This is a genomic window from Loktanella sp. M215 (assembly GCF_021735925.1).
In the GTDB taxonomy this organism is placed as follows: Bacteria; Pseudomonadota; Alphaproteobacteria; order Rhodobacterales; family Rhodobacteraceae; genus Loktanella.
The window spans coordinates 108,463-135,281 of record NZ_WMEA01000007.1 but is presented as its reverse complement, the minus strand read 5'-3'; the positions used below and the strand labels follow the sequence as shown (position 1 = coordinate 135,281).

General features: G+C 62.2%; 10 protein-coding genes and 9 pseudogenes. 9 read left to right on the top strand and 10 right to left on the bottom strand.

Annotated features, from left to right (window positions below):
• The first annotated feature begins 157 nt into the window (after positions 1 to 157).
• Positions 158 to 1,599: pseudogene (locus tag GLR48_RS24485) on the top strand (aldehyde dehydrogenase family protein).
• Here the strand turns inward: GLR48_RS24485 and GLR48_RS24480 are convergent.
• The 3 genes and pseudogenes from GLR48_RS24480 to GLR48_RS24470 form a co-directional block, all read right to left on the bottom strand.
• Positions 1,572 to 2,024, bottom strand: a pseudogene (locus GLR48_RS24480) (arsenic resistance protein); the annotation flags it as partial. The pseudogenes GLR48_RS24485 and GLR48_RS24480 overlap by 28 nt on opposite strands.
• A pseudogene (locus GLR48_RS24475) lies at positions 2,024 to 2,361 on the bottom strand (transposase); the annotation flags it as partial. The pseudogenes GLR48_RS24480 and GLR48_RS24475, both read right to left, overlap by 1 nt.
• 349 nt (positions 2,362 to 2,710) lie before the next feature.
• Positions 2,711 to 3,864 (bottom strand): IS3 family transposase gene (locus tag GLR48_RS24470; RefSeq protein ID WP_237066705.1). Its coding sequence is split into 2 segments (ribosomal slippage): positions 2,711 to 3,612 and positions 3,612 to 3,864, totalling 1,155 coding nucleotides; the frame shifts between segments, so codons are not numbered across the junction.
• 158 nt (positions 3,865 to 4,022) lie between these two features.
• Here GLR48_RS24470 and GLR48_RS24465 point away from each other — a divergent pair.
• Positions 4,023 to 4,286, top strand: a pseudogene (locus GLR48_RS24465) (integrase core domain-containing protein); the annotation flags it as partial.
• Between the two features lie 114 nt (positions 4,287 to 4,400).
• Positions 4,401 to 5,294 (top strand): DMT family transporter, encoded by an 894-nt coding sequence (locus GLR48_RS24460; protein ID WP_237066703.1) that lies wholly within the window; start codon positions 4,401 to 4,403, stop codon positions 5,292 to 5,294.
• 97 nt (positions 5,295 to 5,391) lie between these two features.
• Here GLR48_RS24460 and GLR48_RS24455 read toward each other — a convergent pair.
• The 4 genes and pseudogenes from GLR48_RS24455 to GLR48_RS24440 all read right to left on the bottom strand — a co-directional run.
• Positions 5,392 to 6,017, bottom strand: a pseudogene (locus tag GLR48_RS24455) (SCO family protein).
• A gap of 201 nt (positions 6,018 to 6,218) precedes the next feature.
• Positions 6,219 to 6,920: a cobalamin B12-binding domain-containing protein gene (locus GLR48_RS24450; RefSeq protein WP_237066700.1), complete on the bottom strand. Its 702-nt coding sequence runs from the start codon at positions 6,918 to 6,920 to the stop codon at positions 6,219 to 6,221.
• Positions 6,921 to 7,188: 268 nt separating this feature from the next.
• On the bottom strand, positions 7,189 to 8,298 hold the full coding sequence (locus GLR48_RS24445; protein ID WP_237066698.1) for an AI-2E family transporter: 1,110 nt from the start codon (positions 8,296 to 8,298) through the stop codon (positions 7,189 to 7,191).
• Positions 8,299 to 8,474: 176 nt separating this feature from the next.
• Positions 8,475 to 9,089 (bottom strand): annotated as a pseudogene (locus tag GLR48_RS24440) (IS256 family transposase); the annotation flags it as partial.
• On the opposite strand from GLR48_RS24440, the gene GLR48_RS25890 reads away from it, so the two are divergent.
• On the top strand, positions 9,082 to 9,372 hold the full coding sequence (locus GLR48_RS25890; RefSeq protein ID WP_336886675.1) for an ATP-binding protein: 291 nt from the start codon (positions 9,082 to 9,084) through the stop codon (positions 9,370 to 9,372). The pseudogene GLR48_RS24440 and the gene GLR48_RS25890 overlap by 8 nt on opposite strands.
• A gap of 29 nt (positions 9,373 to 9,401) precedes the next feature.
• Positions 9,402 to 10,275: pseudogene (locus tag GLR48_RS24430) on the top strand (IS3 family transposase); the annotation flags it as partial.
• Positions 10,276 to 10,486: 211 nt separating this feature from the next.
• Here GLR48_RS24430 and GLR48_RS24425 read toward each other — a convergent pair.
• Positions 10,487 to 11,770, bottom strand: a complete 1,284-nt coding sequence (locus GLR48_RS24425) for an IS110 family transposase (RefSeq protein WP_237066606.1) — start codon at positions 11,768 to 11,770, stop codon at positions 10,487 to 10,489.
• 136 nt (positions 11,771 to 11,906) lie between these two features.
• Between GLR48_RS24425 and GLR48_RS24420 the strand changes: the two are divergent.
• Both GLR48_RS24420 and GLR48_RS24415 read left to right on the top strand, forming a co-directional pair.
• Positions 11,907 to 12,254: pseudogene (locus GLR48_RS24420) on the top strand (integrase core domain-containing protein); the annotation flags it as partial.
• A 29-nt stretch (positions 12,255 to 12,283) separates the two neighbouring features.
• Positions 12,284 to 12,523 (top strand): annotated as a pseudogene (locus tag GLR48_RS24415) (transposase); the annotation flags it as partial.
• A 179-nt stretch (positions 12,524 to 12,702) separates the two neighbouring features.
• Here the strand turns inward: GLR48_RS24415 and GLR48_RS24410 are convergent.
• Positions 12,703 to 13,050, bottom strand: coding sequence for a hypothetical protein (locus GLR48_RS24410; RefSeq protein ID WP_237066696.1), 348 nt, complete (start codon positions 13,048 to 13,050; stop codon positions 12,703 to 12,705).
• Positions 13,051 to 13,060: 10 nt separating this feature from the next.
• Between GLR48_RS24410 and GLR48_RS24405 the strand changes: the two genes are divergently transcribed.
• The gene (locus GLR48_RS24405; RefSeq protein ID WP_237066694.1) at positions 13,061 to 18,070 is read left to right on the top strand and encodes a beta strand repeat-containing protein; all 5,010 of its coding nucleotides are present in this window, start codon (positions 13,061 to 13,063) and stop codon (positions 18,068 to 18,070) included.
• Here GLR48_RS24405 and GLR48_RS25885 read toward each other — a convergent pair.
• Positions 18,045 to 18,179 carry a hypothetical protein gene (locus tag GLR48_RS25885; protein WP_272911722.1) on the bottom strand — a complete coding sequence of 45 codons (135 nt, stop codon included), beginning with the start codon at positions 18,177 to 18,179 and terminating at the stop codon, positions 18,045 to 18,047. The genes GLR48_RS24405 and GLR48_RS25885 overlap by 26 nt on opposite strands.
• Between GLR48_RS25885 and GLR48_RS24400 the strand changes: the two genes are divergently transcribed.
• Positions 18,166 to 26,808: a beta strand repeat-containing protein gene (locus GLR48_RS24400; protein WP_237066692.1), complete on the top strand. Its 8,643-nt coding sequence runs from the start codon at positions 18,166 to 18,168 to the stop codon at positions 26,806 to 26,808. The genes GLR48_RS25885 and GLR48_RS24400 overlap by 14 nt on opposite strands.
• The last annotated feature ends 11 nt before the right edge of the window (positions 26,809 to 26,819 follow it).

Sequence of the window (26,819 nt, the reverse complement as noted above, 5' to 3'; positions counted from 1 at the left end):
CGGATGGACGGTCCTTGTCTGACTGCCCGGCGGCGACAATGCGGCAGTGTCGTCAGGCCCGTATTGCCCATCGCTGTTCTGCAGAAATGACGTTTCGAAGATGACAAATCCCGTCGGATCGAAAGTGAGACAGCCCTGAAAATCGAGCTGTTGATCAATGGTAAACCGGTTCAGGCAAACGTGGGTCGCAATTTTTGAACGGAGCGATCCCGTCGCCGGTGCTGTCGCAACCAACGCCACCGCGGCGCGCGTAGATGATGCCCTTGCAGCGGTTGCCGCCGCGCATGCGGAATTTTCGGCGTGGGCAAAGACATCGCTGCAGGACCGGCGAAAGCTGGTGAACAATGCGGCTGACATTATGGACGCTAAGGCCAGCGGTTTCATCGCTGCAGGTACGCCGGGAACAAGTGCCACCGGTCCGTGGATCAGGTTCAACGTGATGTTTGCGGCCAACATGATTCGCGAAGCCGCCGCCATGGTGACGTAAGTCGGCCGAGAGGTTGTTCCGTCGAATACTCTCGATACGCTGGCGCTTGCGATGGCGAAACCCAAAGGCGTCCGCCTTGGGATCGCTCCATGGAATGCGTCTGTCATTCTGGAAACCCGCGCCGTTGCGATGCCGCTGGCTTGCGGCAACATCGTCGTCTTGAATTCAGGCGAGCTGTGTCCCAATGTGCAGCGCCTGGTCGGTCAATATTTTGCACAGGCCGGCCTGAAGGATGGCGTTCTCAATGTGATATCGAACGCGCCGGAAGTTGCTGCCGCCATCGTCGAGGCGCTGATCCGCGCGCCACAGGTCAGGCACGTCAGCTTTACAGGATCCACCCGGGGCTGACGGATTGTAGGTCGCATCGCGGGCGAAGAGTTGAAGCCTTTCCTGCTCGAATTGGGGGGCAAACCGCCGCTGATCGTTCTTGATGATGCGGATATTGACGCCGCAGTGAACGCGGCCGTGGACGGCTGTTAGATGGATATAGGTCAGATCTGCATGTCTACTGAACGCATGATTGTCGGCGATGCCGTGGCTGACGAATTTGCAGCCAAACTGGCGGCGCGGGCCGCATCACTTCCTGCAGGTGACCCGGGCGGCCATGTCGTTCTGAGCGGCTTGGCGACGTCGGGCGCCGGTGAAAAGACGGATGAGCTGATCGCGGATGCCATCGCGAAGGGTGCCAAGGTTCTGGCTGGCGGGCACGTGACGGTGGCGTCGTCACTGCGACCCTGATCGACCGTGCAACCCTCGATAGGCGCATGTCTTCCGAAGAAAGCTTTGGTCCGGTCAAACCTAGCATTCGTGTCAATGATGACGACGAAGCGATCCGTGTGGCCAACGATACGGAGTACGGTTTGTCGGGGGCGGTCTTTAGTCGTGATATTCAGCGGGCCATGCGTGTCGCAAACCGCATTGAAAGCGGGATTTGCCATATCAACGGCCCGACTGTTTCAGATGAACCGCAGATGCCGTTTGGTGGGGTCAAGGCATCGGGTTATGGCCGGTTCGGCGGCAAGGCGGCCGTTGCCGAGTTTACCGACCTGCGCTGGATCACGATTGAAGATCCAAACCAGCATTATCCGACCAACAGCGGCAACGTGACATAGAGGCTTACCGACAACAGCAGGGTGTCCCAAGGCACGACGATGTTCGTCGCCCCCAGCATGAAGGCCACGATGGGCGCAAAAGCAAAGACCACGACGATATCGTTCACACTGACCTGCACCAGGGTATAGGTGGCGTCGCCGCGCGTCAGATTCGACCAGAGGAAAACCATCGCGGTGCAGGGCGCAGCCCCCAGCAGGATTACGCCCTCCAGATAGGCTTGCGCATCATCCGGCGGGATCAGACCAGCAAAGACGTAGTTGAAAAACAGCACACCGAGTGCTGCCATCGTGAAGGGCTTGATCAGCCAGATGACCACTAGTGTGACGACCAACCCTTTGGGCTTATCGCCCACCTAGCGCAGCGCAACGAAGTCCACACCGACCATCATGGGATAGACCATGGCCCAGATCAGCACCGCCACGGGCATGCCCGGCGGATCGACACGCCCCAGTCCACCAACAACCCGTACACCAACTCCCGTGCCCGAGCAGGCCTCAGAGCTTTCGGCGGATGACGTCCTGCAACATCTCCCGATCCAGAGTCAGGTTAGCAACGATCTTCTTCAGCCGGCTATTCTCGTCCTCAAGCGCCTTCAGCCGGCGCATCTAGTCGGGCAGCAGCCCGCCAAATCGCTTCTTCCAGTTGAAGTAGGTCGCCTGGCTGAGCCCAGCCTTGCGGCAGATCTCGGCCACCGGCGTGCCTTCCACGCCCTGCTTCAGAATGAACGCCTTCTGCGCCTCCGTGAACTTCGATGCCTTCATCTTCTCAGCTCCTTTCCCAGCCAGGAAATGTTAGCCGTAAACTCCAGCTTTAAACGGTCCAGTTTTCAGGGGGCAGAGCAGTTTTAGAAGCATGACAGATGGCTGGCAGACCAGGCAAACCCGAAGACACGGTGCTCAAGCTTTGACAGATTGTAGTGATGCAAGGACAGGGCGGGGGATCGCAGAAGCGGTACGCCAGATCGGTGTATCGCCGCAGACTTTTTTCCGTTGGCGAAAGGATTAAGGCGGCATAGGCCGGGATGAGATCAAAAGGTTGAAGGAATTGGAGCGTCCGGCAAACTTGGCGCGGTGAGGTGCTCCCCTTCCCTTGGACAGGATCTGGCGCTTTCTAAGCTCTGATCTGCTCCTGCTGATCGGGTTGCGTTGCTTCGACTTTCAGCGAGTAGACTACGGCCGGTGGTTGGCCGCCAAGGGCTTTGTGCGGGCGGCGGTGATTGTAGAACCCCATCCATGTCCGGACACCCGCGCGGGCCTGAGACCCGGTCTCCCAGACATGCAGATAGACGCACTCGTATTTCAGCGTGCGCCACAGGCGCTCGATGAAGATGTTGTCCAAGTAGCGGCCCTTGCCATCCATCGATATACGGACGCCCGACCGCCGCAGGCGATCTGTCCAGGCAAACGATGTGAACTGCGATCCCTGATCGCTGTTCATGATGTCAGGTGGCCCGAACCGATAGATTGCCTCGTTCAGCGCGTCGACGCAGAAGTCGGCGTCCAGCGTGTTCGAGATCCGCCAGGCCAGAACCATTCGGGTGTGCCAGTCCATGATCGCCACCAGATAGAGAAACCCTCTGCGCATCGGCAGGTAGGTGATGTCCACGCACCAAACCTGATTGGGCCGCTCTACGCGCAGCCCGCGCAAGAGGTAGGGATAGGTCTTGTGCCCATTCGCCGGCTTGCTGGTGTTGGGTTTCTGGTAGATTGGCATCAAACCAATCAGGCGCATAAGCCGACGGATGCGCTTCTCGTTCACCGCGTGTCCCTCGTTGCGCAGGTGCCACGTCATCTGGCGAACGCCGAAGAAGGGCGTCTCCAGGAATTGCACGTCGATCAGCCGCATCAGCGCGAGGTTCTGCTCCGTCTCACCCTGCGGCATGTAATAAAACGACGACCGCGGTATCGACAGAAGCGCGCACTGCTGGCCAATCGACAGGTCCGGATGGTCGCGCTCGACCATGCTGCGCCTCACTTCCCGCCCCAAGGTTTGAGCTTTCTTTCCAAAAAAGAGTTGGCCACCGCCAGCTCCCCGATCTTGGCATGCAGATCCCTGACCTGGTCTTCATCGATGACCGGCGTCTTGCGGCCGCCGCGTTCAAAGACACCGGACGCGCCGTCCAGCAGCGCACGTTTCCATTGGTTGATCATCGTCGGATGCACCCCGAACCGGCTCGCCAGTTCCGACACGGTCGCCTCACCTTTCAACGCCTCAAGCGCCACCCTCGCCTTGAACTCAGGGGCGTGCTGCTTTCGTTTCGACATCTTCGATCTCCTTCGTGGTGAAGATCAGCAGACAGCAATTCAGAGCTTACGTCAGTGTCCAGTTTTCGGGGGGCACCTCATATGACCACCTGCTGCACAATTTGAAGGCTGCTCAGGCCGTCATAGCCTTTCAATCAGCGAGATTACGAAGGTGTTACGGCACTGAGCTGACATCGACGGCTGTGCTCTCCTGGTGCCAGAGTTCAGGCGTAGATTGGCACTACATCGTTCCGGGAAAGCCCATGCAAAACGGCTTTGTCGAGAGCTTCAACGGACGCTTCCGGGACGAGTTTCTCAGCGAGACCCTTTTCTCGACGCTGGTCGATGCCCGCGAGCAGATCCGGACCTGGCAGCAAGACTGCAACCACCACTGGCCGCACTCGGGCATCGGGAACATCCCGCCGGCAGAGTTCATAGCAAAGAAGGGGCTGGCAATGCGCGCCGCGTAGCGCCAGAAATCAACTTGCAGACTCTCCGTTAATCCGGAGGAGAGTCGGGGCTCAGGTCACTGCGCGAGTGTTTTAGGGTTGGGCGTCTTGCAGAAGTCTTCTTCTTTTGGTGTCGGTCTCGCTCTGGCGGGGGCGCTTGTGTTAACGCCGGACGCACTTTTCATACGCATTTCTGGGATGTCTACATTCCAGATGCTGGGATGGAGAGTCCTTGGCCTCGGACTTATATTTATTCTCGCATGGGTGCTGACAAGTCGAGACAGGCCGTCCGATTTTGTCATGCTCGGGACCGGTGCCGCGATCGTGGTCATCGTATGCCAAGTGGTTAACACGACACTATTCCCAATGGGTATTGCGATCGCACCGGTTGCGACAGTTCTCTTGGGTGTCGCAACTGTACCCGTCTGGTCAGCGCTTCTGGCAAAATGGCTGTACGAGGAGGTCACATCGCGCGCGACATGGATCGCCATCGTACTGGTGATTGCTGGCTTAACGGTGGCTGTGACAGACAAGGGCGAGGCCGCGCTTGACGCCGACGCACTGGCAGGTGCGGTGTGTGGGCTTGGGGTTGCGTTCGCTCTGGCTCTGACGTTCGTGACCATGCGCCATCACGCCAGCCTGCCGCTATTTCTCGTCATCGGATTGGGCTCACTGACGTCGGGGATCTCAGGCCTGCTCATCGTTGGACCGGCACAGATGACGGACGGTACGGTTTGGGCCATTCTCGTGTGCGCGCTGCTGATCCTGCCATTGTCCTTTTTTGCGCTTAACGAGGCGTCCCGCCACACGGCCGCCGCCAATGTGAGCATGCTGCTGTTGCTCGAAACTGTTCTCGCACCATTGTGGGTGTGGCTTGGCACTGGCGAAGCGCCCTCGCGGCGTATGATGGCCGGTGGTGCAGTGGTCGTGGTGACTCTCGCGGTGTATGTCGTTGTGACGCGGAGCACACGAAGCCGGACGCCCCGCAGCGCCGCTCAATAGAAGATACTATGACTTCCGCCGATATCCTGCTCCTGTAAGAGTGCTGCCGACGAAACTCCGCCGGCCAGAGCAAGGCCTGCGACCAGGTATCTGAGTTTCAAGTGATGTCCTCCGTGTCGTTGTCCAAAGCGCGGCGGATCTTGAGTACCGCAAATTCTCTCGGCTCGTGATAGTCGATGGTGCCGGAAAATGCACCGGTTGCCGCGAAGGTAAACACGGTCGCCGTGTGGTTCATCGTATAATCTCCGGTGTTGGTTCGGACCGTCTCATAGCACACTCGGAAACCGTCAGCCGGGCATGCGATCTCATCGTCAGGGCCCGTCCATCCGCGAATTGCCGGATGAGAATAGCCGACGTAGTCAGCCATGGCCTCCACCGTGTCGCGGTCAGGATCGACGGTGATGAACACGACAATCAACCGCTCGGCGTCTGCCCCGAGATCGTCGAGCCCGCCGGAGATATCCGACAAGGTGGTGGGGCAGACGTCGGGGCAGAAGGTGAAGTCGAAAATACCAGCGACGTACGGCCGATCAGGCTGTCCGGCCCGACCGCACCTCCCTCGTGGTCGCTTAGACGAAATTCCATCTCGGTCGGTGGCGCCGTTCGCTGGGCGACAGGTTTCACCTTGCCAGGGCCATCGACGCGCCACCAGCCCGCAAAGAGTGTGAGCCCGAGCGCACCCAGACCTGCTGCACCGTATGTCAGAGCCGCGCGGCGTTGCATCATCTGACCTAGCACTTCTCCGAGCAACAATGTGCTGCCCGCGGCGGACAGCGGAGCAGAGTAAACGGAAGATAACGTGCCGCTCGTAATGGCGCCTGATTCCGTTCCGAGCCCATCTCATAGGGAGCCGACCTTGTCGTTGCAGCACGCCTTTCGCGGCGACCGGACGTCCGATCCGCCGCCACGGGGTAGGACTATCGATCAGAGAGGGTTGGGTGGAAGGACCGTGACGGAATCCGAGAGACTGCTACGCGTCGAGATGGTGACCAACGATGCGTCGAGCAGCTTTTCCGCCCGCTCGAAGTCATCGGCATGCGCTGTAACGCCGAGGCGCTCGATGGGGCGAGCGTCGAGGCCCACAAGGGCACCAGAAACGAGAACTCTCATATCCGGTCGACGCTCTTTCACAGTCCGCACCGTTGTGTAAAGCGCGTGCATCGACGAACGCGATCCGATCGAAAGGCCGAGGATCTCCGCCGGCGACTTCACGATTTCCGATAGTAGATCTGCCACGCTTGCGTTGATCACAAGCTGGATGCCCCACCCTTTGGCGCGTTGCAGATCCGCGGCCATCTCGACGCCGAACGTGTGATCGTCGCCGGGCACGCTCGCGAAGATGGCCTGCTTGCTCTTTTTGCCGATGACTGGGTCGATCGGTTCGGCGGTCTTCCGGAGTAGCGATTCCATCCGCAAAGTTGCCACGCGAACGCTCATGAATGTCACTTCGTCCTTCAGCCACAACGCGCCGAGGTGATCCGCGACCGGGCGAAGGACGTCGAGGCAGAGCTCGCGCCGCCTCAAACCGGCCGGAAACAGGTTCTGGACGGCCATCTGCCCGCCCATGGCGCCGCCGAACATGAACCGCTGACAGAGCAGGTCCCGATCTTCGATGGACAGTTGCAATTCGTCATTCCCGCATGAAGGTGAGGCTAAACCGCCTTTTCGAACATCTGTTCCCTGGGTGGCCCTCTGTCGCATTCTTATGAACCTCTGTGTATGGGCTACTCGCCCGGCATATGGCACCTCCCAAACAGCAACGAGTTCGATTGCGGCGCATAATGTTGAAACTCATGATTTGACTGAGCAACTGACCTGAAGGGGTGCCCCGGTAGAATGCGATGCTGCAAGGTCAGAGAAACACGGCTTGCATTTACCGCATGTCACCGCTCGTTTAGCGTTGACCCCGGCCTTCTTCATCTGTCGGAGAAAACCCGTCGGCATCGCCCAGGAACAGGCCAATCTTGCGAAACTTCGGCACGCTGTCGCAGATCACTTTGACGACGATCAACATTGGTACGGCGACGATCATGCCAATAACAGACCAAATCCTCGCAAAAAACGCGACGGCCAGAAATACGACAACGACGTTCAGCCGAAGACGTTTGCCGACCAGAGCGGGGGTTGCGAACTGGCCTTCGAATGCTGTGAGCCCATAGTAGGTCATCAGGACACCCACCGCTGTCCAAGGTGCCATGAACGTCACGAGTGCAATGATGCCCGCCAGAAGTGAGCCAACCACGGCACCAACAAATGGCACAAAGTTTAAAACAGTGCCCATCAATCCGATCAGCCAGGGTGACGGCATGCCCCACCACCACATGGCAACACCGATGCAGAGGCCAAGACAACAGTTGATGAGGGTGATTGCACCCAAGTAGTTCCCGAGCCGTCGTTCTATCGTGCGTATCGTGATGAACGTCTGTTTTTTGTCGTGAAAGCCATCAACGACCTGAACGGCTTTCTTGATGAAGAGATCCCCGGAAGCCACGAGGAAGAACAAAAGACATAACGAAAATGCGAGTTGGCCGAGCAATCCCGGTGCGAGCGAGACAACAGAGTTTGCTACGCCGGGGCCGTCAACGATCTGAACCTCCATTGGGTCACCGCTATCGCCTGTGGCGTCATCCACCGCATCGCCAGCGGCTGTGGCAGCTTCACTGAGAGCTTCGAACGGCCCTCCGGGGTTTCGTGCCATGACGCGCACATCATCGATCAGGCCGGGAATGTCTTCGACAAAATTTGTCACCGGCTGTGCGAGCGCCATCACACTGAGCGTGAGTGTCATACCAATGATCAAGGTAAAGATTGCTGCGGCAATTGGCGCACCGATGCCCAATCGGGCAAGGACTCTGCGCGGCGCATTCAGCAGGAAATAAGCAAGAATGGCACCCGTGACGGGGATCAAGAATTCTGAGGCCACGAGGAGTGCCTGCACCAGCGCCAGTAAAAAGATTCCGTAGACAGGAATCGCCAATGGATGGCGTCGAGGCTGATCTTGCATGTTCTCGATCCTCAGATTCGCAGGGGTCGTTGATGCTGCCGGGTTCCGCAGGACTTCATATGATTTCGCCAGTTTGCTGTGTTCCTCGGTGCAAATATCGTTTCCATAGGTCAGACATGGATCGTGTCCCAATGCTTGATGTAAGAAGCGCGACCCTTGGAGAGGTCCGAGACTGATCAGGAGGCCACGGCGGGCAGCCTGACCGTTGGATTGTCTGTTGTGCGTGCGAGAGTTTCAAGCGACATGTAGCGCCTCGCCACGGCCCGTTCGTTGTTGGTCTCCAATATGAGCGCACCGACCAGCCTTATGATGGAGGCATCTTTGGGAAATATCCTGATGACATCGGCCCGTCGCTTGATCTCACGGTTTACCCGTTCGAGTGGATTCGTTGATGCGATTTGCGTCCAGTGCTCGCCGGGATAGGATATGTAAGCAAGCACATCGTCGCGCGAGGCATCCATGAGGGCACCAAGCTTGGGCTATTTTTCGCGGAGCGCGTCGGCGACGACATCCCTCTGCGCCTCGGCTTCGAACTTGGTGTCCTGGGCGAAGATTGTCTTCGGCATCGCCGCGCCGGCCATGCGTTGCTTGGCCGGCGCATGGGCGAGCGCGTTCCGCATCCAGTGAACGCGGCACCTCTGATGGGTGGCGTTGAAGACGCGGCGCGCGGCGGCCCTCAGTCCCTTGTCGTCATCGGCGATCACGAGTTTCACGCCGCGGAGCCCATGGTCAGCAAGGCTGCGGAGAAAGTCGGTCCAGAAGGTCTCCGCTTCGGACGGGCCGGTGGCAACCCTCGATCACCTGAAAGCCCTGCGGCTTGACGGCATGGCCGAAGCCTTCGCGGACCTCCAGGTTCAGGACGCTGCTGCCGATCTCAGCCATGCTGAATGGCTTGGCCTGTTGGTTGACCGTGAGGTAGCCAGCAAAGAAACCAAGCGCTTTGAGGCTCGCATGCGCTCCGCCAGGCTGCGCCATGTGGGCGCCTGCCCGGAGGATGTCGATTACCGTGCGTGGCGCGACCTCGACAAGGCGCTATGGAGTGCCCCCACTGAAGTGGTCCACCTTTTGGGATAGAATTATCCCGTTTTCATGAGGACGACGAGATGGGTGGCAAGCGAGAGAAGCCCGAGGATATCGTGCTGAAGCTGCGACAAGTTGAAGTGCTGCAAGGGCAAGGCAAATCGGTTCAGGAGGCCGTGCGGCAGATCGGTGTCACGGTTCAGACCTACTATCGGTGGCGCAAGGAGTATGGCGGCATGAGCCGGGATCAGCTCAAGCGGCTGAAAGAGCTGGAGGCCGAGAATAGCAGACTCAGACGTGCTGTCTCGGATCTGACGTTGGATAAGATGATCTCGCCGAGGCTGCACGGGGGAAACTACTGAGCCCTTCTCGCCGCAGGCAGTGCATTGATCATGTGCGGCAAACCCTCAGTGTATCGGAGCGCCGGGTTTGCCGCACATTGGGTCAGCATCGCTCGACGTAAGCCGCAAGGTGCCCTGTGGTCTGCCGGACGAAGCCCGGCTGACCGAGGACATCACCGCGTTGGCCGAAGAGTTTGGCCGCTATGGATATCGCATGGTCGTCATTGTTGCGCCATTGGTCCGAGCGACAATGACGACGGGACTGCTGAACAACAGTGGCTGGCATGTGAACCATAAAAGGGTCGACCGGATCTGGCGGCAGGAAGGGCGTGAGGCGTCCCACAAAAGCAGCCCAAGAAAGGTCGGATTTGGCTGAATGATGGCTCCTGCGTCCGGCTCCGACCCGAGCGTCCGAACCATGTCTGGTCCTATGACTTTGTCGGGACCGGACCCACGACGGGCGAGTCTTCCGCACGCTCAACATCATCGAAGAGTTCACGAAGGAGGCGCTGGTGATCCGGGTCAAACGCAGGCTCAATTCAACGGATGTGGTCGACGCCTTGACTGATCTGTTCATGCCTCACGCGGTCCGCCGGAATACATAAGGTCGGACAACGTCCTAGCTCGGGAACAAAACGCTGTTTAGGGCGTCAGATCACATGGCATCCGAGCTACCGGATACCTTTTGAATTGTTGCCCGGGCGGGCTCCGCCGTCAAGAAGTGGTCTCTCCCATAGCAAATACAGGGTCGGCCACGATGCCGCCCTCACCGTCCTTAAGACGAGATCCTAAATCCCAAGCGGAAGGCCCGAACATTATCTACGAGGTCAGGAACCTGCCTCCACGGCTCTACAGAGAGGGGTCCTTCCGCCTGGGCTCGTCCCCTCGAAGAAGGGACGATAGGGTTCGCCGGATTTGATCACGGCGTGAATGGTGCGGGCCATCTTTGCGGCGATGGCTGTGTAAGCCTTGCGGCGCAAATCCGGGTTGTGACGATCTTGCGCAATGTAACGCTCGAACTTGTCGCGGAAGCTGTTGGCCTTCTTCATGACCGCCGTCTGCCCTGCAAGCCACAAAGTGCGGCGCAAACGGGCGTTGCCGTATTTGGAGATCTTGCTTCGACCGCGGAACATGCCGGACTGGACGGTTGCCAGATCCATGCCGCAAAACTTCAGAAACTGCCGGTGATGACGGAAGCGGCGCAGGTCACCGGTCTCGGCCAGGATCGTCAGGGCGTTGATCGGCCCGATGCCGGGAATGGTGCGCAGCAGCAGGTAATCGGGACGATCGCCGAGCAGTTCGACGGCACGGCCTTCGATGGCATTGCGTTGGCGGATCAGGCTTCTGCCTTCGGCCAGCATCATGCGGAACATCCTGATGGCGTCAGAATCCGGCGACACGGGCAGCCCCGCGGAAGTCTTCGCCGTCTCGTAAATATCTGACAACATGAGGGTCTTCTCGACCTTGCGTCCAACCACTTCCCAGGCCGCCTTGGTGAACTCATCCTTGGTCAGGGCAGATATCATGTGTGGAGACGGGAACATCTCGAGGAAGGCCAGGAACCAGTCGGTGCGCGAGCTGCGGTGGAAGCGGTCGGCCTCGGGAAAATAAAGTGGCAGATAGTGGGTCAAAATCCGATGCCACAGCTCGGTCTTGGACCGCGACACCGCATCATGAGTCTTGGACAATTCCTGAATGTCATTCGTACCGGCGACCATCGGGTCCTGGAAGATCTGCACCGCGCCGATTTGCAGCATGTGCAAGATGACTTGCGCATCCTTCGGATCATTCTTGTCCCAGCTGTTGTGCAGCGCCTCGCGTGTGCGGGCGAGGGCGACCGAGGATACCAGCTTCAGGTCGAACCCGGCGACGCCGAGATGATACATCAGCACACGGTGATAGTTGCCGGTGGCCTCAAACCCGATCCGGACCGGCAGGCCATATTCCCGCAAGATCGCGATCAGGCGCATGAAGTCGTCGGTGGAATTGGTGATCGTCATGCGCCGCCGCCGCGTCTTGCCCGGGACGGCAATCAGCACCTCGTGCCGGTGTTTGGAAATGTCGATGCCTACCAGAACGCGGGCATCCGAAGTATGTTCAACCTTGGCCATGGCCGGTCTCCTCTGTGGTGTGGTTCGCAAAACCACCATAGAGACCCGAGACCCGGTTATGGCCGCCTGCTGCGCAATTTTGGAGGCTGCGCAGGCGGCCATAACCTTGAACGGCACTTCATTCCCAACATGCTACGGAACGGAGTTCACCAGCAAGGCCATCCTGAAATGGGCAAACGACAACAAGGTCGAGTGGCATTACATCGATCCCGGCAAGCCGCAGCAGAACGGCTACATCGAGTCATTCAACGGCAGCTTGCGCGACGAATGCCTCAACGAGGAAATCTTCGACAGCCTGGCCGACGCCCGCCGAACGCTTGCCATCTGGCGCTATGATTACAACAACGTCAGGCCGCATTCATCGCTCGGCAACAAGACCCCAGCAGAAGCGCGCCGCGCGCTTGAGCTACTTGATGGCACCGCGCCCGGCGCGCTTGCCACACCCGAAACCGACGACTATCAAACCCAAGGACTCTCGTTATGAATGAGGGACGACCGGGGGGCAGGTCAGGCCAGTTCTGGGGCGTCATGCGCAAGGCCCCAAAGGGCGGCAACCTGCATCCACTTGAGGAAAGCACCAACCGCATCATCGCCAAGGTAAGGGCCAGGGTCGAGCATCCCTTCCGTGTCATCAAATGCCAGTTTGGCCATGTGAAGACTCGCTACCGCGGCCTCGCCAAGAACCGGGCCCAGCTCTTCACGCTGTTTGCGCTCGGCAACCTCTTCCTCGTGCGACGAAAGCTGATGGCATGAGGACGAGTCCGCCCGGAAACGGGTGTCAGGCCGCAAGAGCGGCATTGAGAGCATGACTTAGACCGCTTTCGCCTCCAAAAGGCCCCCCCAAAAGCGCTCAGGCGGCAGCCTCAGCGCAGCTGGGAACGTTGAGCAGACGTTCCTTAGGGATTTCTCCGAGAAACAATTTTGCAACACGTTCAGTGGGCTCGGCAGATCAAAGAAATGAGCAGGCAAACGCAGATCAGATTTTGCTGTATTGATTGATTTGAAAGCGGACCATCAAAAACGCGCGGATGCAAATGTTGCTTCCACGGTGGCGGGCCGTGGTTCGTAAAAACGCTATCATGCTTGTGGTCAGGACTGAAATTCATGCTTGGAAACGTCACGAAGTCCGACTGTGAAGCGGATTCGACTGAACGGAAAAGCAGGTCGTGGCTCTTATCCTGGATCAGGATTTCATTCGCATCATTGGTGCTGCTGTTCTGCGCATGTTTCGGAATCGCTCCTGCCGCTGCAACCCCTTTCACGATGACCGTTCCTGCCACGGGCGTTCAGTTGCCAGCCGAATATCCCCAAGCAGGGGGCGTCGCCCTGGTCATCACGGGCGTCAACGGCAACATCTATTACCAATTCTCCGATCCGGCCGGGGCATTCGTCGGTTATCAGAACACCGGGTCGCCGACGCAGTTCCGGGGCAATCCCTTCACGATCAACAACCCCATCACCCTGGACTGCGGCTTCCGATCCTGCACCAACTATTTCGGTGGCGCGATCGCGCGTGTCGATATCCGGTTCTCTGCCTATGATGGCGACACGCAGGTCGGCGGATTTGACCAGAACGACATCACGCTGCGGCTCAACGGGTTTGACGTCGGCAACTGGTCGGGCCGGACCACTGACAACACGAACGATGCTGGCACTGTCAGCTACGGTCTGGGAACGGGTTTCGGCAACAACACCTTTGACACAGGTTGGTTTTCCTCGACCAACACTGCGTTGCTGGCCAACATCCTTCAAACCAATCAGACTGCAAGCCAGGTCTTTGACCGGGACCCCAACGACAACTACTGGGACTTCCGGCGCGGGTCCTCGCTGCCGCGTGACGACCTGCGCACCATCGCGCCGGGGTACGAGTTCGACAAGTCGCTGGTCGGCAGCATCGCCGCCTACACGCAGGTCGGTGACGTCTTCAACTACATCTACACGGTGCGCAACATCGGATCGGTGGATATCGACAACATCACAGTGGTGGATGACCGCATTCCGAACGTCGCCTGTCCGGCACCGCCGAACAATTCCCTTGCACGGACACGCAGCGGGGATGGGCAACCGAAGGAGCTGACCTGCACCGGCAGTTACCGGATCACGCAGGCGGATATCGATTCCGGAACGGTCACCAATATCGCAAGGGCCAACGGCACACCGGAGTATGGTCAGCTTGGCACCGTGAGCGACACCGTGACCGTCACCGGGCCCACCGCGAACAATGCGATCACGCTGACCAAAAGCGGTGCGCCCAACCCGTTCGGCGCGGCGGGCAGCACCGTCGCCTATACTCTGACGTCCACCAACACCGGCAACACGACCCTGCGCAACGTCGTGATTTCCGATCCGCGGATTCCGGGTCAGACGTGCAGCTTCGCCACGCTCTTGCCGCTGTCTGCGGACAATGCGACGAACACCGCCAGCTGCACGCTGAATTACACCGTGACGCAGTCGGATGTGGATGCCTTTGCCATCAATGGCACGCGACTGGCCAATACCGCGACCGTTCGCGCGACAACGCCGCGCGGCGCGCAGGTGACCAACACAGGACAGTCGAGCCTGCCGGGACCGGCCGCCATCGTGACGCTGACATTGGACAAGACGGCCTTGCAGGCGAATTACGATGCGGTGGGGGATGTCATCGATTTCCGCTTTGCGGTCCGCAACACCGGCAACGTGACATGGCCCGCGGCCCCGGCGATCAGCGATCCAAAGGCAGGCACGCCGACCTGTCCCGCAGGGGCCGTGGCACCGGGTCAGACGATCACATGCAGCAGGCCTTACACCATCACGCAGGCGGATCTTGATGCAGGCTCGCTGTTGAACACGGCGACGGCCAGCATCACTGTGGCTGGCGTGACCGGGCAGGCGACAGACGACGTGACACTGCCTGCCCAGACCACACGCAGCCTGACCATGACCAAGCGGCTGGCAAGCGGGCCCAATCCCTTTACCGCTGTGGGCCAGTCGTTGACCTACGACTTCGTGCTGCGCAACACCGGCAACGTGACCCTGAGCGCGCCTGTCGTGGCGGACAACACCGTCGGCGCGACAAGCACGGCGGTGCCCGTGACCTGTCCCGTATCCACCATCGCGCCCGGCACCGCCATTACATGCACCTCGGCTCCTTATTCCGTCACCCAGGCGGATCTGAACGCGGGCGTCGTGACCAACACAGCGACGGCCTCGGCCACGGCTCCGAACGGCGGTGGGACGATAACCTCCGCGCCGCGCACGGTTTCAGTCAACGGCACGCGCACGCCGGCGCTGTCGCTCAGCAAGACGGCGACGCCGACTGCATTTGCCAACGCGGGTGAGACGATCACCTATGCCTTCAGCGTGACCAACAGCGGTAACGTCGCGATCCCCGGCCCGATCCGTGTGACCGATCCCTTGCTGGGTGCGCCTTTCGACTGTGCTACCGGGACGCTGAACGTCGGTGCTGCGATCTCGTGCAGCCGGCCTTACACGACCACCACCGCCGACGTGACCGCGGGCGAAATTCGAAATACGGCCTTTGCGACGGGGGCAGATGGCACGCGGTCCAACGACAGCAACGCCGTTGCCGCACGAAACACGATCTACGATCTCGGCCTCGCGAAGACGGCGGTAACGCCTTCCTTCGACAGCCTGGGTGATCAGGTGAGCTTTACGATCATACTGACAAACAACAGCGGGGGTGCGATCGGGACCGACTTTGGCGACACTTTCGACATCCAGGACCCCGGAACCACCTTCAGTCCGGCCTGCGTCCCTCCTGTGAACCTCGCAGTAGGGGACTCCGTCACCTGTACCGCAGTTCGGACCATCACGCAGGCCGACATCGATGCGGGGCAATACGAAAACACGGCAACCGTCACGGTCGTTTACAACGTCGGCAGCGGGATCACGCAGGTCGTCCCACCCGCGACTGCGACCGTTCCGGCCAACGTCACGCCCAGCTTCACGATTGGAAAGGTGTCGGATGGACCTTTCCAGCTTCTCGGCGACACGGTCAACTACACTTTCACGATCACCAACACGTCCGCGCAAACCCTGACATCGGTCGTATTAAGCGATCCGCTGATAGATCAGCCAAACCCGGCGATCAGCTGCATCGGTTCGGCCACGCCGAACACGGCCGGGCCGGTTCCACCCGCGTCGCAGGCGCCGAACAATGTCGTGACATGCACCGGCAGTTATCAGGTCACGCAGGCAGATCTGGACGCCGGACAGATCGACAACACCGTGACCGCAACAGCCACTACGCCGACCGGCGTCACGCTGAGCGATACGGCAGACGCCACGACCCCCATCGACCCGACCTTTGCCACGCGGACGCTAAGCCTGGCCAAATCCGTGGTTGTCACGGAAACCGGCGATGCGACGTTCACGGCACCGGGACAGACGGCCACCTATAGCTTTGCCGTTCAGAACACCGGCAACCTGACGCTGAATAACGTGACCGTCACGGACGCTGCGCTGGACTATACCTGCGTTATTCCAACAATCGCCCCGACCGCGACAGATCCGTCCTGTACGGTGACACGCCTGACGACGCAGGCCGATTTCGATGCCGGAAGCTACGTCAACACCGCGATCGCCACTGCGGCGGGGGTCACACCTGACGCGAACGATACGTCTGATGCAACAATTACGGCTGTTGGGTCTGACCGTGTCGCCAGCTTCGTCTTTGACAAGACGGCGCCCGCGACGTTCACGGCCATCGGCGATGCGGTCGATTTCGTCCTGAGCCTGCGCAACACAGGCGGCGTAACCCTGACCGGACTGACGATCACCGACACCTTCTTCAATCCTGATCTGGTCTGCAACATCGCCGATCTGGCACCCGGTGCAACCGATACCACCTGCCGCGGCAGTTACGAGATCACGCAGGCCGACATTGACGTGGGCCAAATCGAGAATGCGGCGACCTTTACCGGCACCGGTCTTGACGGTGCCCCGATCAACGGTGCTGATACGGTGATCGTGACCGGCCCGGCTCAGTCCCCCGCATTGGCCGTGACCAAGGTCGCTGATGCGCCTGCGGGAACCTTCGCGAACCTTCCGGCGACAAAAACCTACACCTTCACGGCCCGCAACACCGGCAACGTTACGCTGACCAACCTTGCGATCAATGATCCGCTGACCGGCTTTACCTGCGCCCTTGCGGATCTTGCGCCGGGTGAAGAGGCCCTGACCTGCGGCGACGGCAGCCCGCTGTCGGATACCTACACCGTCACCCAGGCCGATATCGACCGGGGCGAGATCGAGAACACGGTGACCGTCGCGGGCGATACCACGCGCGGCACACCCGCGACGCAGACCGCCACGCTGTCGGTCAAGGGCCCGGACCAGTTGCCGGCCCTCGAACTGGTCAAATCGGTGACGTCTGGTGCGCCTTTCGACGCGGTCGGGGATACGATCACCTACGACTACGTCGTCACGAACCGTGGCAACACGACCTTGACGTCACCCATCAGAGTCGCGGACGACCGCACGACGGTGACTTGTCCCGCGCTGGCCGTGGGTGGGCTTAGCCCCGGTGCGGCGCTGACATGCATTGCGACGTACCCTGTCACGCAGGCCGATCTTGACGCAGGCGATGTGACGAACACCGCCACGGCCCGCGTGTCGCAGCGGGTGCAGGCCTCGGCCACCTATCCCGACGGGCTCGCTGTCGTGACGTCCGCACCCGACAGCGTGACCGTTGACGCCGATCAGCAACCTGCCCTGACCATCACCAAGCGCATCCGTCCCGGCACAGCCGCGACATTCGACGCGCCGGGCGACCTGTCGAATTCAGGCAACCCCAACAACCTTGTTTTCGAATTTATCGTCCGCAACGCCGGTAACGTCACGACCACCGACCCCATCACCGTATCGGACCCGCTGATCCAACCTGCGCCGCTGACCTGCACGACGGCACCGCTCGCGCCACGTGCACAGGTGATCTGCGCGCTGCCCTATGCACCGACCCAAGTGGATGTGGATGCAGGGCGTTTTGCCAATACCGCAACTGCGTCTACTCAGTTCGGCGGCAACACAGTGACCACAGCCGTGCCAGGCACTGCAACGGCGATCGGCGTGCGGCGCCCGAACCTGAGCGTTGCCAAATCCCTTGTCACCCTCGATGCATTCTCGCCCGGCCAGATCGCGACCTATCGCTATGACCTGATCAACGACGGCAATACCACGATTGCGGGACCGATCAATGTCAACGACGATAAGATTCCCGGCCCCATCAGCTGCGGGACGGCAAGCCTGGCACCCGGTGACACAGTTGCACTGCAACCTACACGATCGCAGTTCGCGACGTAGAGTTCGGCAGCGTCACGAACACGGCCAGCGGCACGAACGGCACCGTCACGTCGGACCCGACGTCGCTGACGATTCCGCCGGGGGCCGCGCCGACGTTGTCGATCAGCAAGACTCCGCAGGTTGCAAGTTTTTCCGCCGCGGGGGATGTCATTCCCTACACCTTCGTCGTGACCAACACCTCCTCCGGGACAGCACCGCCCGCCTTTATCGAGCCGGTCGTGGTTATCGACGACAAGATCACGACGCCGATTTCCTGCCCTGTGGTTGACGGGGCCAATCCTCTTGAACCTGGCGACGCGATCACCTGCACCGGCAGCTATACGGTCACGCAGGCCGACGTCGACGCGTTGCGTCCGGGTGCGACCGGCGGTTTCGTCATCAACAACGCCTTTGCGCGGTCATCCTTTGCGGGCGAAGACGTGGCATCGCCGGTCGTGCAGGCGCGTGTGGACGCCATCGCGAACCCCGCGCTGACGGTCGCCAAGTCGGCCGACAACCAGACCAGCCCCGGCCAGCCTGCTGCCGCCGGTGATGTGGTCCTGTTCACCATCGTCGCGCAGAACACCGGCACCCAGACCCTGCAGGGCGTCACGGTTAACGATCCTTTCGTCGGCGCGGTTACTTGCGATGCGACAGCACCCGTAACGCTGGCACCCCCCGCCGGGGCAACCCCCGGCGCGGCGCTGACCTGCACGGGCACCTACACCGTCACGCAATCCGACGTAGACGCCGGTGCCGCGATTGCCAACACCGCAACGGCGGAAGCGACGACGTTGCAGGGTGCCCCTGTGACCGGCAACGAGAGTGCGACCTATGCCGTCGCCGCGCCGACCCCGGCGATGACCGTCACCAAGACCCTGATTCCCACGGGCGGCCTGACGGACTTCAGCACCGTTGGTGAAACGCTCAGCTTCAGCATCGCCGTGGCGAACACCGGGAACATCACCCTGAACGGCATCTCCGTCACGGACAGCCTGGTGCCCGGGACCTGCGACATCGCGACTCTTGCGCCCGGTGCGACGGACACGACCTGCGTGTTCGACCTTGTCGTGACGCAGGCGGATATCGATCGCGGCGCGATCGACAACACGGCCACGGCGACGGCACAGCCCGCCAATCCTGGCGCGGCACCGCTGACCGAAACAGGGACCGAGTCGCTGACCGGCCCCGATCGTCAGCCGCAGATCGGGCTGGGAAAGACGGGTTCCGGCCCACTGACCGCTGGCGACGGATCACCGACCTTCAACCTTGCCGGCCAGACCCTGACCTACGTTTATACCGTCGCCAATATCGGCAACGTCACACTGAACAGCCTGCCTGCGATCACCGACGACCGGATCACCAATGTCACGTGTGATCCGCTGCCCGCAGGGGGACTCTTGCCGTCGCAGACGCTCGCATGTCGCGGCACCGACGTTGTCGACCAGAACGATGTGAACGCAGGTTTCGTTACCAACAATGCCACGGTGACGGCGGCAAATGACTATGGCGGCGCGCCACTGACCGCCGCCGCGTCCGAGACGATCGACGCCACCGTCACCCCCGACGTCAGCATCAGCAAGGTACCATCCGTCACGAGCAACGTGACCGCAGGGACCGAGGTCACCTACACCTACACCGTGCAGAACCCCGGCAACGTCACGTTGACGGACATCACGCTCGTCGATTTTCACAACAGCGCCTCGGGTCTGCGGCAGTTGCCCATTTCGGACGGTGGCGTGATCGCGCGGCTGGAACCTGGCGAGGAAGCGGTTCTGACCGCAACCTACATTGTGACCCAAGCCGACATTGATTCCGGCAATGCCGTGCGGAACAGCGTCAGTCTGACGTCCTCCCTGACGGGCGGTGGTGCAGGTCCGACGGATATTGCGCGTGCCCGTGTCAATCTGGCGCCACCCGCGCCGGCGATGACGGCGATCAAGACTGTGCCGTCGCTTCCGGCGAGCTTCGCGGCGGGAACGGATATCGTGTTTCAGGTGGCGCTCACCAACACCGGCAACGTCACCCTGACCGAACCGGCCCTGTCCGACGCCGTGCGTCGTATCGGCGGCACCGATGTCGTGGGGACACCGACCGTGACGCTTGTCAGCGGTGACGACGGCGCGACCGGCGTGTTCGAGGTGGGCGAGGCGCGCATCTATACGGTGACCTACACGCTGACGCAGGCCGATATCGATGCGGGTGGCATCACCAACAGCGTGACGGCCACGGCGAACGATCCACTGAGCAATCCCGTGACGGAGGTGTCCGACAACGGGGCAGGGGACGGCGATGACCCGACCGTCGTGCCGGTGCAGGCCGCCGGCGCCATCGATGTGGTCAAGGTCATCCAGTCGCAACCCGCACCCGTAATCCCGGGAAGTGTCGTGACGTTCGAGATCCGCGTCGCGAACACCGGCAATGTTACCCTGACCGCGCCCGTCCTGACCGAGGATCTGCGTCGCGCCGACACGACCCCGATCACGCCGCAACCGCAGCCCGCCTTCGTGGCGGCCAGCGACACGAACGGCAACGGCGCCCTTGATCTGGCAGAGGTCTGGCGCTGGACGGTCAGCCATACCCTGACGCAGGACGACATCGACGCCGGAGGTCTGACCAACAGCGTGACCGCCGCGACGGCCGATCCATCTGGCAGCCCGATCAGCGACGTGTCGGATGACAACGACGATGCCGACGGCAACACAACCGACGATCCCACCGTATTTGCGGTAGCCCCGGCCCCGGCCCTCGATGTGACGAAGGTGATTACGCAGACGGGTTCTGCCGTCGGCGACACGGTGATCTTCAGCATCACCGCGGTGAACACCGGGAACGTGACATTGTCCGACCCGGTCCTGACGGACGGCTTCACCCGGTTCGACGGTTCCGCGATCACGGGGGCCACGCCGGTTCTGACCGGCGGCGGAGCTGCGGGCGATCCGCTTGCCCCGCACGACAGCCGGGTCTGGACACTGACCCATGTGCTGACACAGGCCGATGTGGACGCAGGCGGTCTGCGCAACACCGCGACGCTGACGGCCACAGCACCCGGCGGCGCGACCGTCACCGACGTGTCCGACGATGGCGACGACGGCGACGGCAACACGGTGGACGACACGACCGACCTGCCGATCGCGGGGAATGCGGGGCTCGAGATCGTGAAGGTCGTGACGACCGCCGGCCTCGTGGCAGGGGATCCCGTGGTCTTTACGCTGACGGCCAGCAACACGGGCACGCTGACCTTGTCGGACTTGACCCTGACCGACACCTTCACCCGCGCCGATGGTGCGGCGATTGAAGGCACCACGCCGGTGCCCGCAGACCCCGCGACGGTGAACGACCCACTGCTGCCAGCCCAGTCGCGCGTCTGGACCTTGACCCATACACTGACGCAGGCGGATATCGATGCAGGCGGATTGCGGAATACGGTGCTGGCCAGCAGCACCGCCCCCGGCGGGACCCCTGTCACCGACGTGTCGGACGATGGCGACGACGGCGACGGGAACACGACGAACGATCCCACCGAACTGTTGATCGCACCGGCACCGCTGCTGGATGTGACGAAAGTCGTGTTGCGCGGCGGCGCGGCCGTGGGCGACAGCGTGGAATTCACGATCACGGCGACCAACGTCGGCAACGTGACCCTGACCAATCCCGTGATAACCGACACACTGACGGACCTTAGCGGCAACGCCCGGACGACGGCGGCCCCGGTGTTTGTCGCCGGTGCGTCCCAGTCGGTCCTCGCTGTGGGTGCCAGCAACGCGTATACCCTTACCTATATCCTGACCCAGGCGGACTTGGATGCTGGCGGTCTGCGCAATACCGCCACGGTGTCGGCCACGGCACCGGCGGGCGGCACGGTCAGCGATGTCTCGGATGACGGTGACGATGCGGACGGCAACACGACAAACGATCCGACGGACCTGTCGGTCGCGGTCGTAGCATCGCTGTCTGCGGTCAAGGAAATCGTGGCTGGTCCCGTGACCTTGGGCGGGCGCGTCGTTTTCGACATCCGCGTCACGAACACGGGCAACGTCACCCTGCGGCAGGTCGCAATCGCAAGCGACACGCTGACCCGCGCCGATGGGACGGTGCTGACCCTGACCGATAGTCCAGTGCTGCGATCGACCAGCCAGGGATCACCGGCCGGGACGCTGGCCGTCGAAGAAACCGGCATCTGGCGCGCAAGTTACATCCTGACCCAGGCCGACATCGACGCCGGCGGCATTCGCAACATCGCGGTCGCGACGGGCACACCGGCGACGGGCAACCCCGTCACGGTACAGACCCGCGACACGGACGAGGCGGACGGCAACCCCGCCATCGACCCGACAGAGTTGGCGATCCCCATCAATCCCGCACTCTCGCTGGACAAGGTTCTTGTGTCGGGGGGGCCGACGTTCGGGGCGGTGGGCGACACGCTGTCGTTCCGGTTCGACGTGCGCAACACGGGCAACGTGACGCTGACGAATCCGGTCACGATCGACGATCCACTGATCACCGGCGGGGGCGGCACCGTGACCTGTCCGGCGGGCCCGCTGGCACCTGGCGCGCTGGTCAGCTGCACGGGCAGTTATGCGGTGACGCAGGCGGACATCGACGCGGGTGGCGTGACGAACACGGCGACGGCGGCGAGCGGTGCGACCACCAGTGCGCCCGACGCGGTGACGGTGCCGTCTCAGCGCGCACCGGCGCTGGAGACGGTGAAGACCGGCGTGTCGATCACGACCGGCGGCCAGACCTTCACCACGATCGAGCCGCAGAATTTCCAGATCGGTGCGGTCGTGGCCTATGACTACGTTGTCACGAACACCGGCAACACGACGATCACGGCACCGATCACGGTGGCGGACAACCTCAACCCGGTGTCGTGTCCGGCGACGCCCGGCGGTCTTGCGCCGTTGGCGGCGATCACCTGCACGGCGACCTACACGGTCAATGGCAACGACGTGGCGCTGGGATCGGTGACCAACGTGGCGCGCGCCAGCGACGGCACGACGACCAGCCCGTCGGCCAGCGAGACGGTGCCGCAGGGCGGCACGCCGGCGCTGGCGTTGGACAAGGCGCTGGTGACGGTTGCGAACGGTGACGGCAGCCCGCAGGCGGACCTGCTGTTCGACGCGGTTAGCGACGTGCTGACCTACCAGTTCACAGTGACGAACACGGGCAACGCGGCCTATGCGCGCGACGTGGTGGTGGACGACGCGCGGCTGTCGGGCCCGCTGGTCTGCTTCAATTCCCAAGGCAGCACGGTCAACCTCGCACCGACGGAGCAGGCCATCTGCAACGGAACCTATGTGGTGAAACAAGCCGACCTAGACGCGGGCAGCATTCTGAACGAGGCGGTGGCGAGCACGATCTTCGGGCCGGACGGCGACACGACGATTGTGTCCTCGACCCCTGCACAGGTGCTGTCGCCCGCAGCGACAGTGTCGGCCGTGTCCCTGGTCAAGACGGCGGCGGACCTGCCGGTGACGGCTGTGGGTCAGGTGCTGACCTATACGCTGACGATTCAGAACACGGGCAACCAGACGCTCCGCAATGTCACGGCGACGGATCCGCTGCTGCCGGTCCTGGTCTGCGACCAGGCGACGCTGGCCCCGCAAGGGGTTCTGGCCTGCGACGGGACCTACGTGGTGACGCAGACCGATGTGGATACAGGGACCCTTGTGAACACCGCCGACGTGACGGCGATCACGCCGCGGGGCGCGCAGGTTCAGGCGACCGACAGCCTGACGGTGGACATGCCGGCGGCATCCAACGACCTGCAGCTGGACAAGGTGGCCGACACCGCAGCCTTTGGTAATGTGGGCAGCGTCGTGACCTTCGACCTCATCGTGACGAACAACGGTAACCTGACGTTGCGCGACCTCGTTCTGACCGATCCGGCGATTGACGCCGCCTATGGCTGCACCGTCGCCAACCTCGCACCGGGTGCCTCTGACAGCAGTTGCGCGGTGTCGCGGACCGTGACGCAGGCCGACGTCGACACCGGCACGATCACCAACACCGCCTTCGTTGCGGGTCGGGACGCCCAGAACAATCCGGTCGCATCAGAGGGCACGGCCGTCGTGCCAAGCCAGCCGCGCGCTGGCGGTCTGGACGTCACAAAGGTGCTGACCCAGTCTGGTGCCAACGTCGGTGACACGGTGGTCTTCGAGATCACGGCCCTGAATAGCGGTGTCGTGACGCTGCGCGACCTCGCGATCGTGGACAGCTTCACCCGGCTCGACGGAACCGACGTGACGCAACAGAACCTCGTGCTTGTCGGACCGGGTGCTGCCGCCGATCCGTTGCCTCCGCAGCAGAGCCGTGTCTGGACGCTGACGCATGTGCTGACGCAGGTGGATGTGGACGCGGGCGGATTGCGCAACTCTGCCACGGTCAGCGGACTGGATCCGGCGAATGCGCCTGTCAGCGACATTTCGGACAACGGGAACGATGCCGACGGCAATACGGTCGACGATGCGACCGTGCTGCCGCTACTCGCAGGGCCAGCGATCGCGCTGGAAAAGCGTCTGACGACGTCTGGCGCGGTCGCGGGCGACACGGTGGTCTTTACCATCGTGGCGACCAACACGGGCAACGTCAGCCTGTCTGACCTGGCCCTGACGGATACGTTCACCCGCGTCGACGGCACAGCCATCACGGGGGCAGCCGTTCTGCCTGCCGATCCTGCGACAATGGACGATCCGCTGTTGCCGGGCGTGGCACGGGTCTGGACGCTAGAACATGAACTAACCCAGGCGGACATCGACGCGGGCGGCCTTGCCAACACGGCGATCGTCACGGCCAGCGACCCCACGGGCGGCCCGGTGACGGACGTGTCGGACAACGGGATCGATGACGACGGCAACACGGTGGACGACCCGACACTGCTGCCGATCGGCAGCGCCCCCGGGATCGAGGTGACCAAGACGGTGGCCACGCCCGGAACCGCCGTGGGCGACACGGTGGTCTACGAGATCGCGGTGCGTAACACGGGGAACGTGACGCTGACCGACATCGTCGTCACCGACACGATGACGGCGATGGATGGAACCCCGCGCGGGACCCGCGACGTCATCTTCCTGCGGGGGGCCGATGCCGCCACCCTGGGTGTCGGAGAGAGCAATATCTACGCAGTGAACTACGTCCTGACGCAAGCCGATTTCGACGCGGGTGGCCTGACGAACGTGGCCGAGGCCACGGCTGTGCTGACGGCGGGTGGCGTGCTGTCAGACACCTCAGACAACGGCGACGACGCGGACGGCAACACCGTCGACGATCCAACTGTGGTGGTGCTGGAAACCGACGCCTCTGTCGCGGTGACGAAGGAGGCCGGCATTCCCCGGCGGTTGGCTGCGGACCGTGTTGCTTATCCCTTCACGATCACGGTCGAGAACACCGGCAACGTGACGCAGACGGGGGTGCAGGTTGGCGACAACCTTGCCGCCTTTGCCGCGCCTGCGCGGGTCGTGTCGGTCAGCGTGCCGCAGGTGTCGGGATTCACCGGCCCCGGCGGTGCTGCGGGCGACTTCAACGGCTCCGGGCGGACCGGCACGCTGCGGGGCGACGTGTCGCTTGCGCCGGGCCAGACGGGTACGGTGCGGCTGACCGTCGTTCTTGATCCGACGCAGGGTTTCCCGGCGCAGGACAACGTGGCGGCGGTGACCTCTGACCAGATCATCGATCCGGCGACGGGCGCGGTCACGGTGCCTGCCTTGGCCCCCGCCAACGTGCGGGTGGTCAAGGTAGCCGACAGTCAGACGGCGCTGCTGGGCGGAGCGGTCGGCTATACCCTGACCTTCGAGAACCTGAATAACGTTTTCGAATCCGGCCTGACGTTCGTGGACGCGCTGCCGGACGGGCTGAGCTTCACGCCCGGAACGGCGCGTTACGACGGCGCGGACACGCCGCAGCCGAACGTGGCAGGTCGTCGCCTGGAATGGCGCGACATCACGCTGGCGCCGCGTCAGAAGGTGACGGTCACGCTGCAGGCGCGGGTGACCGGCGGCGACGGCGACCTGACCAACACGGCCTATGTCCTGGATCCCGGACAGAGTGTGATCTCGAACCGGGCCGAGGCGACGGTGTCGCGACGCCCCGAAGCAGTGTTCGATTGCGGCGACGTGATCGGCAAGGTCTTCGATGACCGCAACCTGAATGGCTATCAGGATGGCGTGGCCCCGGTGGACCGCAGCGCGATCACCGACCAGACCTACGTGGAGGACAAGTTCCGCACACCGACGGCACAGCTGCCGGACGGGGAGCCGGGTTTGGCTGGGGTGCGCCTGGCGACCGTCAGCGGCACTATCATCACGACGGATGCCTACGGCCGCTTCAGCGTGCCCTGCGCGGAACTGCCGGCCGACATCGGGTCGAACTTCACGCTGAAGCTGGACACGCGGACCCTACCCACGGGCTATAGCGTCACGACCGAGAACCCGCGCACAGTGCGCCTGACGCCGGGCACCGTGACCAAGCTGAACTTCGGCGCGGCCATCGCCAATGTGGTCGACATCGACCTGACGGCGGCGGCTTTCGCGGGGACGACGGCGGAACCGGTTCCGGCGCTGCCGGCGGGAATCGACGCGCTGCTGGCGCAGATCCGTGACAAGCCCTCGATGATCAGGCTGAGCTACTACACGCAGGGCGAGGGGCAGGCGCTGGCCCGCTCCCGTCTGGATGCCGTCGAGGACCTGATCCGGTCGCGCTGGCGCAGGGACGCACCGTACCGCCTGCAGATCGACCGAACGATCCAGGCACTGCAATAGGATGGAAACGA